The following is a 14,753-nucleotide window of genomic DNA, read 5'->3' as shown; positions in this document are numbered from 1 at the left end:
AAGAAATATTTCCAAGCACTGCCCTTTACACATAATGCGAAAGATTTGCATTATGTCGCAGTTTTGCGCCTCCAGCGCGAGTTCACTCAACTACCGAAGCAGGATGTTCGCCATGATTCGTATGCCTCTGGCTACCGCCAGTTTGCTGGCCATCGCTATTTCTCTCGCCGGTTGCGGCGAAGGCAAAGACAAAGAAAAAGCCTCCGAAATGACGCCGGCTTCCAGCAGCGCTGCTCCAGCCCCTGCCGCTGCGCCTGCGCCTGCTGCCGGTAAAGTTGACGATGCCGCCGCCAAGGCTGTGGTCGCGCACTATGCCGACATGGTCTTCGCCGTTTACAGCGATGCCGAATCCACCGCGAAAACCCTGCAAACTGCGATCGACGCCTTCCTTGCCAAACCGAATGCCGACACCCTGAAAGCCGCCAAGGCTGCCTGGGTCGCCGCTCGCGTTCCATACCTGCAGAGCGAAGTGTTTCGCTTCGGCAACACCATCATCGACGATTGGGAAGGTCAGGTTAACGCCTGGCCACTGGACGAGGGTCTGATCGACTACGTCGACAAATCCTACGAGCACGCACTGGGTAACCCGGGCGCCGCTGCCAATATCATCGCCAACACCGAAGTCCAGGTCGGCGAAGACAAGGTCGACGTCAAAGACATCACCCCGGAAAAACTCGCCAGCCTGAATGAACTGGGCGGTTCCGAGGCCAACGTCGCCACCGGCTACCACGCCATTGAATTCCTGCTGTGGGGCCAGGACCTCAACGGTACCGGCCCTGGCGCTGGCAACCGTCCTGCTTCCGACTACCTGGAAGGCGCCGGTGCCACTGGCGGTCACAACGATCGTCGTCGTGCTTACCTGAAGTCGGTGACCCAATTGCTGGTCAGCGACCTGGAAGAAATGGTCGGTAACTGGAAGCCGAACGTGGCTGACAACTACCGCGCCACCCTGGAAGCCGAGCCGGGCGAAACCGGTCTGCGCAAAATGCTCTTCGGCATGGGCAGCCTGTCCCTGGGCGAACTGGCGGGCGAGCGCATGAAGGTTTCTCTGGAAGCCAACTCCCCGGAAGACGAACAGGACTGCTTCAGCGACAACACTCACTACTCGCACTTCTACGATGCCAAAGGCATTCGTAACGTTTACCTGGGCGAGTACACCCGTGTTGACGGCACCAAGATGACCGGCGCCAGCCTGTCGTCGCTGGTGGCCAAGGCCGATCCGGCTGCCGATACCGCACTGAAAGCCGATCTGGCCGCGACCGAAGCCAAGATTCAGGTCATGGTTGATCACGCCAACAAGGGTGAGCACTACGACCAGTTGATCGCGGCGGGCAACACGGCCGGCAATCAGGTCGTGCGGGACGCCATCGCGTCCCTGGTCAAGCAGACCGGTTCGATCGAAGCCGCTGCCGGCAAACTGGGCATCAGCGACCTGAACCCGGACAGCGCTGATCACGAGTTCTGATCAAGCGCGTCTGACTGAAAAAGGCGACCTTCGGGTCGCCTTTTTCATGCCTGCCATTGGCGGTGATGCTGATGGCGCCATCGCTGGCAAGCCAGCTCCCACAGGTTTCTCAGCGCTCGCAAGATCTGTGTACGCCAACAATCCCTGTGGGAGCGAGCGTGCTCGCGAAGGCGCTGGATCAGATACAGAAGCATCAACCGACACAGCGCATTCGCGAGCAAGCTCGCTCCCACCGTTTTCTGCGCTGTGCTTCACACCTGAGCCCCCCTGCTCCACATCAAGCAAACGATAATTCCTCTTATTCAAACTCCCTCGCCCTGTTAGACTTTGCGCCTTTGTTTTCGCCCGTCCGCAGGATGTCTGATGCCCTCGCTGCCTCTTCGCTTGTCCGCACTGTTTCTGGCCCTGGGCCTGAGTGCCTGCGATGACGCCCCGCGTTTCACCAAGGCTGAGCCCGGTGAAGCACGCTCGGGCGGTGCGGCGACCGTGCGCAAGAGCGATCAGAACGCATTTTCCCTGCCCTCGGCCAACCTGCCGCCGTCGCGGCGGGTGGATTTCAGCGTCGGCAACAGTTTCTTTCGCAGCCCTTGGGTGACCGCGCCATCGACCACCACCGCGCGCGACGGCCTCGGCCCGCTGTTCAACACCAACGCCTGCCAGAACTGCCACATCAAGGACGGTCGCGGTCATCCGCCACCACCAGACGCGGCCAACTCGGTGTCGATGCTGGTGCGCCTGTCGATCCCCGATGCGCCGCAATACGCCAAAGTCATCGAGCAGCTCGGCGTAGTGCCGGAGCCGGTGTACGGCGGGCAGTTCCAGGACATGGCCGTGCCGGGCGTTGTGCCGGAAGGCAAGGTGCGCGTCGAGTACACGCCGGTTTCGGTGCGTTTCAAGGACGGCAGCGAAGTCGAACTGCGCAAACCGGTGTTGCAGATCACTCAGCTCGGCTACGGCCCCCTGCACCCCGACACACGTTTCTCGGCACGTGTCGCCCCGCCGATGATCGGCCTCGGCCTGCTTGAAGCGATCCCCGAAGACGCGATCCTCGCCAACGCCGCCGCGCAGGCCAAAGACAAAAACGGCATCAATGGCCGACCGAACCGCGTTTGGGACGACGAACTGCAAAAAACCGTCATCGGTCGATTTGGCTGGAAAGCCGGGCAACCCACCCTCAATCAACAGAATGTTCACGCGTTTTCAGGTGATATGGGCCTCACCACCCGCCTGAGACCGTTCGATGACTGCTCTGACGCGCAAACCGCCTGCAAACAGGCGCCGAACGGCAATGGCCCGAATGGCGAGCCGGAGGTCAGCGATAACATCCTGCGACTGGTGCTGTTTTACAGCCGCAACCTGGCCGTGCCCGCGCGCCGAGGCATTAACGACGAACAAGTGCTGGCCGGCAAAAACCTGTTTTTCCAGGCCGGTTGCCAGTCGTGTCACACACCGAAATACACCACCGCCGCCAACGCGGCCGAACCTGAACTGGCCAATCAAGTGATTCGCCCGTACAGCGATCTGCTGCTGCATGACATGGGCGACGGTCTGGCCGACAACCGCACCGAATTCCAGGCCTCCGGCCGCGACTGGCGCACGCCGCCGTTGTGGGGGATCGGCCTGACGCAAGCGGTCAGTGGCCACACCCAGTTTTTGCATGATGGTCGCGCACGCAATTTGCTCGAAGCGGTGCTCTGGCACGGCGGCGAAGCCCAAGCTGCGCAGCAAAAGGTTTTAGCTTTCAATGCCGAGCAGCGTGCCGCGCTGCTGGCGTTTTTGAACTCACTTTAAATACAGATAAAGATCCGGGAGCCCGACATGTTCCGTCCCAAGCTGTTGTTCACCAGCCTTGCCGCCCTCGCCCTCGGCGCCTGCTCGCCGCAGGATCCGCAAGCCGTTACCTCGGCTGCCATCGCCAAGTCGGTGATCCTGCCGACCTATACGCGCTGGGCAGAGGCCGACAAGCAACTGGCCGTCAGCGCCCTCGCCTACTGTCAGGGCAAGGAGACGCTGGAAACCGCCCGCGCCGACTTCCTGCACGCGCAGAAAGCCTGGGCTGAGCTGCAACCATTGCTGATCGGGCCACTGGCCGAGGGCAACCGTTCCTGGCAGGTGCAGTTCTGGCCCGACAAGAAGAACCTCGTCGGCCGTCAGGTCGAGCAACTGGTCCTCGCGCAACCGCAGATCGACGCCGCCGCACTGGCCAAATCGAGCGTCGTGGTGCAAGGCCTGTCGGCGTACGAATACATCCTGTTCGACGCCAAGCCAGACGTCGCCAACGCCGAGCAGAAAGCCAAATACTGCCCGCTGCTGATCGCCATCGGCGAACGCCAGAAGCAATTGGCCGAAGAGATTCTGCAAGGCTGGAACAACACCGACGGCATGCTCGCGCAGATGAGCAAGTTCCCCAATCAGCGCTACGCCGACTCGCACGAAGCGATCGCCGATCTGCTGCGTGTGCAGGTCACCGCACTCGACACCCTGAAGAAAAAACTCGGCACGCCGATGGGCCGTCAGAGCAAAGGTGTGCCTCAGCCATTCCAGGCCGATGCGTGGCGCAGCCAGTCGTCAATGACCGCGCTGCAAGCCAGCCTCGCCGCCGCCAAAACCGTTTGGGAAGGCGTCGACAACAAAGGCCTGCGCGGTCTGTTGCCGGCTGAGCAAAAGCCACTGGCGGACAAGATCGATGCTGCCTACGCCGCGTCGCTGAAACTGTTCGACAGCACCCAGCGTTCGCTCGGCGAAATGCTTGAAGACGACGCGGGTCGTCAGCAACTCAACGATATCTACGACAGCCTGAACGTCGTCCATCGCCTGCACGAAGGCGAACTGGCCAAGGCGCTGGGCATTCAACTGGGCTTCAACGCCAACGACGGTGACTGATGAGGGCAAGTGCCATGCTGCGACGCCAGGCTCTGACTTTAGGTAGTTTGCTGCTGGGAGCAGTGACGCTGGGCGGCTGGACGCTGTTCAAACGCAAGGATCAGAGCCCGCTGCTGCTGTCGGCTCGCGACGATACCGACGGCAAACACTACGCCGTCGGCTATCGGCTGGATGGCACGCGCGTGTTCGCCACCCAGGTGGGGCAGCGCTGCCACGACATCATCAATCATCCGACGCTGGCGATTGCGCTGTTCGTCGCCCGCCGGCCGGGGACCGAAAGCTACCTGATCGACCTGCGCGACGGCACGTTGCTGCAAACCGTGACGTCGCAGCCGAACCGGCATTTCTACGGCCACGCCGTAGTGCACAAGGACGGCGAATACCTGTACGCCACCGAGAACGACACCACCGATCCGGGTCGTGGCCTGCTCGGGGTGTACAAATTCGAAGGCGCGCGGCTGGTGCACAGCGGCGAGATTTCCACCCATGGTCTCGGTCCGCACCAGGTGTCGTGGATGCCCGACGGCGAGACGCTGGTGGTGGCCAACGGCGGGATTCGGACCGAGGCCGAAAGCCGCGTCGACATGAACCTCAGCGCCATGGAACCGAGCCTGGTCCTGATGCAACGCGACGGCACCCTGCTGAGCAAGGAAACCCTCGCCCAGCAGATGAACAGCGTGCGCCACCTGGGGATTGCCAGCGACGGCACCATCGTCGCCGGTCAGCAATTCATGGGCGCGTCACACGAGCGCTCGGAGCTGCTGGCGATCAAGCGTCCGGGGCAACCGTTCGTGGCGTTCCCGGTGCCGGAGCATCAGTTGCAGTCGATGGGTCACTACACCGCCAGCGTCGCGGTGCACAGCGACCTGCGACTGGTGGCGCTGACCGCCCCGCGTGGTAACCGCTTCTTCATCTGGGATCTGGACAGCGGCGAAGTCCGCCTCGACGCACCGCTGCCCGATTGCGCCGGCGTTGGTGCGGTGCAGGACGGCTTTGTCGTGACCTCGGGTCAGGGGCGTTGCCGCTACTACGATTGCCGTCAGGCTGAACTGCTGGCCAAGCCGCTGGAATTGCCGGCAGGGCTCTGGGACAACCATCTTCATCTGATGGCGTGACGCGCGTTTAAAAGATCGCCGCCTTCGGCAGCGCCTACAGGGGATCACGGTCTCCTGGAGCGCGGCAGACGGCGGCGATCTTTTTCCATTCCCTATAAAAACTGCCAGTTGGAATCCCCCCTGAACTCGGAGTAATGTTGCCCGCCTGTCTCACCTGATTTATCCAAGGAACTGGAAATATGCTGCGTCGCCGCATGCTGATCATGTTGGGTGTTGTTTTGCTGATTGTCCTGGTGCTGGGCGGTTACAAAGCCTTTTCGATTTACACCATGGTTCAAGGCTTCTCCAAGCCGAAACCACCGATCAGCGTTGCCGTGGCCACTGCCAGCGAGCGCCCGTGGCAGATGCGTTTGCCCACCGTCGGCAGCCTCAAGGCGCTGCAAGGCGTCGACCTGAGCCTGGAATCCTCCGGCACCGTCACCGAGCTCAAATTCGAATCAGGGCAGAAGGTCAAGGCCGGGCAACCGCTGCTGCAACTCGACAGCGCCGTTGAAGCCGCTCTGCTGGAGACCGCCAAAGCCGACCTGGGCCTGGCGCAACTGGACTTCGGTCGTGGCAGCCAACTGATCGACAGTCGCGCCATTTCCAAAGGTGAATACGACCGACTCTCGGCGGTTCTGCAAAAGGAGCGGGCCACGGTCAATCAGCTCAACGCAGCGCTGGCGAAAAAACGCATCCTCGCACCGTTCAGCGGCACCATCGGCATCCGTCAGGTCGACGTCGGCGACTACCTCGCCAGCGGCACCAAAATTGCCACTTTGCAGGATCTGAGCAGCCTCTACGCCGACTTCTATGTGCCCGAACAATCGGTGCCGAAACTGGCCATCGGCCAACCGGTGAACATCTCGGCCGCCGCTTACCCCGGGCAGGTTTTTCAGGGGAAGATCAGCGCGATCAACCCGCTCGTCGAAAGCACCACGCGTAACGTGCTGGTCCGCGCCACCCTGGCCAACCCCGACGGCAAATTGTTGCCGGGCATGTTCGCCAGCCTCGAAGTGCTGCTGCCTGATCCGCAGAAACACATCGTGGTGCCGGAGAGCGCGATCACCTACACCCTCTACGGCAACTCGATTTACGTGGTCGGGCAGAAGAAAGCCGAGGACGGCAGCCTCGAAAAAGACGACAAGGGCCAACCAGTGCTGGTCGCCGAGCGTCGCTTCATCGAAACCGGTGAACGCCGCGACGGGCTGGTGATGATCAACAAGGGCGTGCAGAACGGCGAACACGTGGTGACGGCCGGCCAGATCAAACTGGACAACGGCGCCCACATTGCCATCAGCGACGACAAGACCCTCGGCGAGCAGAACAGTCCGCCCCGCGCCGACTGATCAAGGAATCCCCATGGCTTTTACCGACCCGTTCATCCGCCGCCCGGTGCTCGCCACCGTGGTCAGCCTGCTGATTGTGCTGCTGGGCTTCCAGGCCTGGAGCAAGCTGCCGCTGCGCCAATACCCGCAAATGGAAAACGCCCTGATCACGGTGACCACCGCCTACCCCGGGGCCAACGCCGAAACCATTCAGGGCTATATCACCCAGCCGATGCAGCAGAGTCTGGCCAGCGCCGAGGGCATCGATTACATGACGTCGGTCAGTCGGCAAAACTTCTCGACGATTTCGATTTACGCGCGCATCGGTTCCAATACCGACCGCCTGTTCACCGAGTTGCTGGCCAAGGCCAACGAAGTCAAAAACCAACTGCCACAAGACGCCGAAGACCCGGTACTGAGCAAGGAGTCCGCCGACGCCTCGGCGCTGATGTACATCAGTTTCTTCAGCAAAGACCTGAGCAACCCGCAGATCACCGACTACCTGTCACGGGTGATCCAGCCAAAACTGGCAACCCTGCCCGGCATGGCCGAAGCGGAGATCCTCGGCAATCAGGTATTCGCCATGCGCCTGTGGCTTGATCCGGTGAAGCTCGCCGGTTTCGGCCTCAGCGCCAGCGACGTGACCAATGCCGTGCGCCAGTACAACTTCCTCTCCGCCGCCGGCGAGGTAAAAGGCGAGTACGTGGTCACCAGCATCAACGCCAACACTGAATTAAAGTCCGCCGAAGCCTTCGCGGCGATTCCGCTGAAGGTCAGTGGCGACAGCCGCGTGTTGCTCAGCGATGTCGCTCGGGTCGAAATGGGCGCGGAAAACTACGACTCGATCAGCTCGTTCGGCGGCACGCCCTCGGTGTATATCGGCATCAAGGCCTCGCCGGGAGCCAACCCGCTGGATGTGATCAAGGAAGTGCGCAAGATCATGCCGGAGCTGGAGGCGCAGCTGCCGCCGAACCTCAAAAGCGAGATCGCCTACGACGCCACGCTGTTCATTCAGGCCTCCATCGATGAAGTGGTGAAAACCCTGTTCGAGGCGGTGCTGATCGTCATCGTCGTGGTGTTCCTGTTCCTCGGCGCACTGCGTTCGGTGGTGATCCCGGTGGTGACCATTCCACTGTCGATGATCGGCGTGATGTTCTTCATGCAGATGATGGGCTACTCGATCAACCTGCTGACCCTGTTGGCGATGGTGCTGGCCATCGGCCTGGTGGTCGACGATGCGATTGTCGTGGTGGAGAACATCCACCGACATATCGAGGAAGGAAAAACCCCGTTTGACGCAGCGCTTGAGGGCGCGCGTGAAATCGCCATGCCGGTGGTGTCGATGACCATCACTCTGGCGGCGGTTTATGCGCCAATCGGTTTCCTCACCGGGCTGACCGGGGCGCTGTTCAAGGAGTTCGCGCTGACCCTGGCCGGCGCCGTGGTGATTTCCGGCGTCGTCGCCCTGACCCTGTCACCGATGATGTGTGCGTTTTTGCTGCGTCACGAGGAGAACCCCACAGGCCTGGCGCATCGACTCGACCGCATCTTTGAAAGCCTCAAGCGCCGCTACCAGAGCACCCTGCATGGCACGTTGAACACCCGCCCGGTGGTGCTGGTGTTCGCCTTGATTGTGCTGTGCCTGATCCCGGTGTTCCTCAAATTCACCAAATCGGAACTGGCGCCGGACGAAGACCAGGGCATCATTTTCATGATTGCCACCGCTCCGCAGCCGACCAACCTCGATTACCTGAGCACGTACACCGACGAATTCATCAAGATCTTCAAGGAGTTTCCGGAGTACTACTCCTCGTTCCAGATTAACGGTTACAACGGCGTACAGGCGGGCATTGGCGGGTTCCTGCTAAAGCCCTGGAACGAGCGCGGCCGTACCCAGATGGAAATCCTGCCCGAGGTGCAAGGCAAACTGCAGAGCATTCCGGGCTTGCAGATTTTCGGCTTCAACCTGCCCTCCCTGCCCGGCACGGGTGAAGGCTTGCCATTCGAGTTCGTGATCAACACGGCCAACGACTACGAACTGCTGCTGCAAGTGGCCGACCGGATCAAGAAACGCGCCATGGAGTCAGGCAAGTTTGCCTTTGTCGACCTCGATCTGGCGTTCGACAAACCGGAAGTGGTGGTCGACATCGACCGCGCCAAAGCGGCGCAGATGGGCGTGTCGATGCAGGATCTGGGCGGCACCCTGGCGACGTTGCTCGGGGAGGCGGAAATCAACCGTTTCACCATCGAAGGGCGCAGCTACAAGGTCATCGCCCAAGTGGAACGCCCCTTCCGTGACAACCCGGACTGGCTGAACAACTACTACGTGAAAAACACCCAGGGCGAGTTGCTGCCGCTGTCGACGCTGATCAAGGTCAGCGACCGCGCACGACCGCGTCAACTCAACCAGTTCCAACAGCTCAACGCGGCGAAGATCTCTGGTTTCCCGTTGGTGAGCATGGGCGAGGCGATCGACACCGTATTGCAGATCGCCCGGGAAGAGGCGCCGGCCGGGTTCGCGTTCGACTATGGCGGCGCATCGCGACAATTCGTGCAGGAAGGCAGTGCCTTGTGGGTGACGTTCGCGCTAGCGCTGGCGATCATTTTCCTGGTGCTGGCGGCGCAGTTTGAAAGTTTCCGTGATCCGTTGGTGATTCTGGTGACGGTGCCGCTGTCGATCTGCGGAGCGCTGATCCCGCTGTTCCTCGGCTGGTCGAGCATGAACATCTATACCCAGGTCGGCTTGGTGACGTTGATCGGGCTGATCAGCAAGCACGGCATCCTGATCGTCGAGTTCGCCAACCAGTTACGCAAGGACAAGGGCCTGTCGGCGCGTGAAGCGGTCGAAGAGGCCGCAGCGATTCGGCTACGCCCGGTGTTGATGACCACGGCAGCGATGGTGTTCGGCATGGTGCCGCTGATTTTGGCGACCGGCGCGGGGGCCGTCAGCCGCTTTGATATCGGGATGGTGATTGCGACGGGGATGTCGATCGGGACGCTGTTTACGCTGTTTGTGCTGCCGTGTATTTACACACTGCTGGCGAAACCCGATCCCAAACAAACCCAATAACCCTGTGGGAGCGAGCCTGCTCGCTCCCACAGGGGCTGGGGTGAACCTTGATAAAGCACAATAAAAAAGGCCTCGCATCTGCGAGGCCTTTTATTTGGGCTTCAATCGGTTCAACTCTGTGGCCTCATGCCTTGAGTCAGTCCGAACATGAATAACAACAAATCATGATCGGGTTGAGTTGCCACGGAAGCTTTCGCTATCCGTGGTACTGCACAGTGCGCATCCGTCGTGGATGCGCCGAGAACCTGCATGCGCGGCTGCTCCCAGGCAGCCACCGCCAGTGAAGCAACTGCCAAGGCTCCTACCAAGAACAAACCTCGTGCAATTTCGAGTTTCATCGCTATAAACCTTTGATAGCGCTGCCAAACGCCGTCTCGTAAAAGTAGACGAGTTTCTTCCAGTCGGCATCGCGGAACGACGAATGGCGACGCAATTGCTTCATGTCATGGGAGGCGGCGCGATAGGCGGTCAGACGTTGGCGGCATTTCTCAAGATCGATCAACGCCACTTCGACGGTGGCCGACTCGCCTTCGCCCGTCACCCGCACAAAAACGTGCTTGATGTAGATGCAACTGTGCTGCCAGCGGCCCTTGTGCATACGCGCCAGGTTTTCGGCCAGATCCTTGAGCACACGCTCATAGACCGCGTCGCCGCACTGATCGCGACCACCGGCAGACGCCAGCCAGTGTTCCAGTTCCTGAAAACCGTCCAGAGACTTGGTTACCAGCAGAGCCCGCCACTTGTGCTGCGGATCAGGCTGGGCACCGCAGAAAACGATTTGCGGCACGCGAACGCCGAGCTTGCTGACACCGGTCAGGGCATCCAGCTCGCGCAGTACAGTCGGGCGTCCGAACGGATGCAGCCAACTGCGATAAATGTGACCGGTCTGGCGTTTGGCATACAGCAACTGGCCATCGCGGCCGACAATCCGTTGCACGCCGCTTTCGCCGCCACGGCGCACATTGGGTTCTTCGACCCACTCACCACGCTGACTCCAGTAGTAGTCGAAACTGTCCTGAGGAGTCACTTGCGCTTCTGCTGCCATTTGCACTGCCATGCTTTACCTCTTGCGTAATACGTAAACTCGCCACATCGCATAGAGCGGAATAAAGTCGAGTTGTTCCTGAATGCGGAAACCCGCTGCTTCAAATTCTTTTTCGACCGTAGCCGCCGGAATCAAAAAGCGATTCTGGTAATCACGGTTGGGACGATCCTTTTCCGCACGCTTGCGTTTCCAGGCCTTGAAATTGCCGTCGACCCACAGCGACACGATCACGCTGTCACGGGTCACGCGCTCGAACTCGCGCAGAATCGCCATGCGGTGCTCGGCTTCTCCGATGTGGTGGAGCAAGCGCATGCAGAAAATGCTGTCGACGGCGTTATCCGGCAAAGCAATATCGAAAGCGGAGGTGTGCAACGGTTGCACCCGTTTCACCACATCCGCCGGTTGTCCTTCCAATGCGGTCTTGATCATCGACTCGGAGTTGTCCGCACCGATAATCACCCGATTGGGCTTTTCCGCCAGCAACGGCCAGAAGCGTCCGGCACCGCAAGGCAAGTCCAGCACCAGACCGGGTTCGCCCGCCAGTGTCAGAGCCTTGCGCGCCATCTGCTCGTCGCGCAGATGGGAAAGACGACGTCCGAGGCTTTCTTTATGTTTGCGCAGATATTTCTTAGCGTGTTGATCGTCGTACTTTTCGGAAAAATCGAGCTTGATCGGGCCGGTCATCACCAGGACTCCTGAATTACTGATGGCACCACCTTAGGGAGCGGCGTGTCAGCAGCAGGTCATCCAAATGTGAAAAAAATGTCAGGTACACCGACAAATTATTACAACGTTATACAGGATTTAGACAGGTTGGCGGGAGTAGCCTGAAGCCACTATTTGCGTCCGAAATGGCCAAGATCTACCTCGAAGCGGCAGCCATTGGGTTCCATCGTGCTCAGGCTCACAGTCCAACCCTGGTTTTCGCAGATGCGCTGTACCAGTGACAGACCCAGCCCCAGACCTTCCCCGCGCTTCTCGCTGCCACGCACGAAAGGCTCGAACATGGCCTCACGTTTCTCTTCAGGAATGCCGACGCCGGAGTCTTCGACGACAAATCCATTGGCGGTGAGCGTCAGCCGGATGAAACCGTGCTCGGTGTAATGCAATGCGTTGCGCAGCAAGTTGCCCATCACGGCGTTCAGCAGGGTGGCGTTATAGCGGGTATCCGCTGGGTTACCGGGATCAAGGGTGAGGGTCAATCCCTTGCGCTCGATCGGCTCGCGCCACAGGCACACCAGACTTTCTGCCACTTGCGTCAGGTTTTGCTGCGGTGCCGCCCCGGCTTCTTCATTCTGTGCGCGGGCGAGCATCAGGAAGGTCTGCACCAACTCGCGCATTTCCTCGCTGGCGCGGGCAATACGCTCGACCTGGGAACGGCCGCGCTGGTCGATTCCCGGGTTTTCCAAGAGCAGTTCGCAGGAGCTCGCCAGCACCATCAACGGCGTGCGCAACTCATGGCTGACGTCACTGGTGAACAGTCGTTCGCGGGTCAGAGCCTGGCGCAAACGCCCCAGCGTGGCATCGAACGCCACCGCCAGCTCACCGACTTCATCGGCCGCGTAGTCCGGCGCCAGCGGCGGCGCCAGACCCAGCAATTGATCGCGATGGCGAACCTGACGAGCGAGGCGCACCACCGGCGCCATGACCTTGCGCGCGAGCACCCAGCCGAGGAATACCGCCAACGCCAGGCTGAGCACAAAGCCCACCAGCACCACGGCAAACAGCACACGCTCACGTTCTTCGAAATCGCTTTGATCCTGCAGCAGCACATACCGCCGCCCATCCACGACTTCGACCATCGCGTGGTACGACAGCTGCTCGCGGAAAACTTCGTGGAAACCCGCATCCAGATGACGCAGATCCTTGGGCAAGTCGAAGTCGCCGGGGCCACCACTGAAGTAGAACAGTTGATCCGGCTCCGGGCGATGGCTCCAGTCAGAGACATTGTCCATCAGCAACAGGCGCTGCAAATCGCCGCCCAGCCCTGCCGAAATCAGTTTTTCCTCGACCAGATGCACCGTCGCGACAATGCCCATGGCGAAGGCGCCGGCAACCAGTGCGCTCATCAGCGCAAAGGCGATGATGATCCGTTGGGAAAGGCTTTGCTTAAACTCCATCACGCCCCTCGGCCAAGCGATAACCGACGCCGTGCACGGTGTGCAGCAAGGGTTTGGCAAACGGTTTATCGATCACCTGACGCAATTGGTGGACGTGGCTGCGCAGGCTGTCGCTGTCCGGGCAGTCATCCCCCCACAGCGCCTCCTCGAGAATTTCCCGACGCAGCACGTGCGGGCTCTTCTGCATCAATACCGCCAGCAGTTTGAGGCCGACCGGGTTGAGCTTGAGCAGCTTGCCTTCGCGGGTCACTTCCAGGGTGTCGAGGTCGTAGCTCAGATCGGCGACCTGCAAGGCACGCCGGCCGCCGCCCTGCGCCCGGCGCATGACCGCTTCGATCCGCGCAGCCAGCTCGGACAAGGCGAAAGGCTTGATCAGGTAATCGTCGGCGCCGGACTTGAAGCCCTGCAAACGGTCGTCCAGTTGATCGCGAGCGGTGAGCATGATCACCGGAGTGTCACGGCGGGCGTCCTCGCGCAGGCGTTTGCACAGGGTGTAGCCGTCGATGCCGGGCAGCATGATGTCGAGCACGATCAGGTCGTAGTGCTCGGTGGCCGCCAGATGCAGGCCCGACAGACCGTCCTGGGCGCAATCGACCGTATAGCCTTTAAGCCCCAGGTAATCGGCCAGATTGGCCAGGATGTCGCGGTTGTCTTCGACCAATAGAATTCGCATGGGCACCTCTTGCGTACACGGTTACCGCCGTCATGGCACGCGCAGCTTACGGCCAACGGTGGCTCAGGGCTAGGCATGAAGCGGGATGTTTATCGATAAACCGGTCGTTTGTGCCGGCCAACGATTTTTTCACTTTCGATTAACAAATCACCCACGCACGCGGGCGCAGACTGCGCGCGATTACGCCCCTCACAACATTTGCCGACCAAGGAATTGCCATGGTGTCGACCTCTGCCCGTCCCGTTTCAAGGCCTCTGAATTTCTGGTTGTGCCTGGGCATTCCTGCCTTGGCTGCACTGGTGCTGATGCTGCTCGAACTGACCGATCTGGACATGGATCTGGCCAGGCTGTTCTACGATCCGATTGCGGGGGACTTCATCGGCCGGCACAGCTTCTTCCTCGAAGACATCCTGCACGACCGCGCCAAGCAGGTTGTGATCGCATTTTCGGTGTTCGCCATTTTCGGTTTCATCGGCGCGTTCTTCATCAACAAGCTCAAGCCGTTCAAGCGCGAGTTGGGCTGTCTGGTGCTGTCCCTTGGGCTGGCGACTTCGTTCGTGACGCCGGTCAAAGCAGTGACCGCCGTGCAATGCCCTTGGAGCCTGGAGCAGTTCGGCGGCCATGAAACCTACAGCAAACTGATGGATCATCGCCCGCCGACCGATAAACCCGGGCGTTGCTGGCCGGGCGGACACGCGGCCACCGGGTTTACTCTGTTTGCGTTGTTCTTCGTGTTGCGTGACCGGCGTCCGCGCCTGGCGCGACAGGCGTTTATCTTTGCCTTTGCGCTGGGCTCGGTGTTCTCGATCAGCCGGATGATGCAGGGCGCGCACTTCTTTTCGCACAACGTGTGGACGGCGATTTTCTGCTGGCTGATTTGTCTGGGATCGTATTACTGGGTGCTGTATCGCCCGTCGGTGAAGGCTGAATCGGTGATCAACACACAACCGGTCAACGCCTGAACTGACGCCTTCGCTGACAAGCCAGCTCCCACAGGGATCACTGCTGCTCATGGCATCTGTGAACACTGGAGATCCGTGTGGGAGTCTGGCTTGCCAGCGATGGCCGCGCTCAG

12 protein-coding genes are annotated in these 14,753 nt (G+C 60.5%); 7 read left to right on the top strand and 5 right to left on the bottom strand.

The window, feature by feature from the left end; genetic code table 11:
* Positions 1-112 precede the first annotated feature (112 nt).
* From AB4P91_RS11800 to AB4P91_RS11775, 6 genes are all read left to right on the top strand, one after another.
* Positions 113-1,465: an imelysin family protein gene (locus tag AB4P91_RS11800; RefSeq protein WP_150592806.1), complete on the top strand. Its 1,353-nt coding sequence runs from the start codon at positions 113-115 to the stop codon at positions 1,463-1,465.
* A gap of 363 nt (positions 1,466-1,828) precedes the next feature.
* Positions 1,829-3,256 carry a di-heme oxidoredictase family protein gene (locus AB4P91_RS11795; RefSeq protein ID WP_395604843.1) on the top strand — a complete coding sequence of 476 codons (1,428 nt, stop codon included), beginning with the start codon at positions 1,829-1,831 and terminating at the stop codon, positions 3,254-3,256.
* A gap of 27 nt (positions 3,257-3,283) precedes the next feature.
* Positions 3,284-4,348, top strand: a complete 1,065-nt coding sequence (locus AB4P91_RS11790) for an imelysin family protein (RefSeq protein WP_150595705.1) — start codon at positions 3,284-3,286, stop codon at positions 4,346-4,348.
* A 14-nt stretch (positions 4,349-4,362) separates the two neighbouring features.
* Positions 4,363-5,463: a DUF1513 domain-containing protein gene (locus AB4P91_RS11785; RefSeq protein ID WP_150595706.1), complete on the top strand. Its 1,101-nt coding sequence runs from the start codon at positions 4,363-4,365 to the stop codon at positions 5,461-5,463.
* Between the two features lie 179 nt (positions 5,464-5,642).
* The gene (locus AB4P91_RS11780; protein WP_150592802.1) at positions 5,643-6,791 is read left to right on the top strand and encodes an efflux RND transporter periplasmic adaptor subunit; all 1,149 of its coding nucleotides are present in this window, start codon (positions 5,643-5,645) and stop codon (positions 6,789-6,791) included.
* 13 nt (positions 6,792-6,804) lie between these two features.
* On the top strand, positions 6,805-9,840 hold the full coding sequence (locus tag AB4P91_RS11775; RefSeq protein WP_395604842.1) for a multidrug efflux RND transporter permease subunit: 3,036 nt from the start codon (positions 6,805-6,807) through the stop codon (positions 9,838-9,840).
* Between the two features lie 110 nt (positions 9,841-9,950).
* Here AB4P91_RS11775 and AB4P91_RS11770 read toward each other — a convergent pair whose 3' ends face one another.
* The 5 genes from AB4P91_RS11770 to colR form a co-directional block, all read right to left on the bottom strand.
* Positions 9,951-10,178 carry a hypothetical protein gene (locus tag AB4P91_RS11770; RefSeq protein ID WP_150592800.1) on the bottom strand — a complete coding sequence of 76 codons (228 nt, stop codon included), beginning with the start codon at positions 10,176-10,178 and terminating at the stop codon, positions 9,951-9,953.
* 2 nt (positions 10,179-10,180) lie between these two features.
* Positions 10,181-10,897: a lipopolysaccharide kinase InaA family protein gene (locus tag AB4P91_RS11765; protein ID WP_150592799.1), complete on the bottom strand. Its 717-nt coding sequence runs from the start codon at positions 10,895-10,897 to the stop codon at positions 10,181-10,183.
* Between the two features lie 3 nt (positions 10,898-10,900).
* The gene (locus tag AB4P91_RS11760; RefSeq protein WP_150592798.1) at positions 10,901-11,569 is read right to left on the bottom strand and encodes a class I SAM-dependent methyltransferase; all 669 of its coding nucleotides are present in this window, start codon (positions 11,567-11,569) and stop codon (positions 10,901-10,903) included.
* 152 nt (positions 11,570-11,721) lie between these two features.
* Positions 11,722-13,005 (bottom strand): HAMP domain-containing sensor histidine kinase, encoded by a 1,284-nt coding sequence (locus AB4P91_RS11755; protein ID WP_042560716.1) that lies wholly within the window; start codon positions 13,003-13,005, stop codon positions 11,722-11,724.
* The gene (gene colR, locus AB4P91_RS11750) at positions 12,995-13,678 is read right to left on the bottom strand and encodes a two-component system response regulator ColR (RefSeq protein ID WP_042560717.1); all 684 of its coding nucleotides are present in this window, start codon (positions 13,676-13,678) and stop codon (positions 12,995-12,997) included. The genes AB4P91_RS11755 and colR overlap by 11 nt, the downstream gene beginning before the upstream one ends.
* 218 nt (positions 13,679-13,896) lie before the next feature.
* On the opposite strand from colR, the gene AB4P91_RS11745 reads away from it, so the two are divergent.
* The gene (locus AB4P91_RS11745; RefSeq protein WP_395604841.1) at positions 13,897-14,640 is read left to right on the top strand and encodes a phosphatase PAP2 family protein; all 744 of its coding nucleotides are present in this window, start codon (positions 13,897-13,899) and stop codon (positions 14,638-14,640) included.
* Positions 14,641-14,753: the final 113 nt, after the last annotated feature.

The organism is Pseudomonas sp. B21128 (assembly GCF_044218865.1).
Classification (GTDB): Bacteria; Pseudomonadota; Gammaproteobacteria; order Pseudomonadales; family Pseudomonadaceae; genus Aquipseudomonas; species Aquipseudomonas iridis.
Note: the sequence above shows the minus strand (reverse complement) of the source record. Positions and strands in the feature narration are given on the sequence as shown.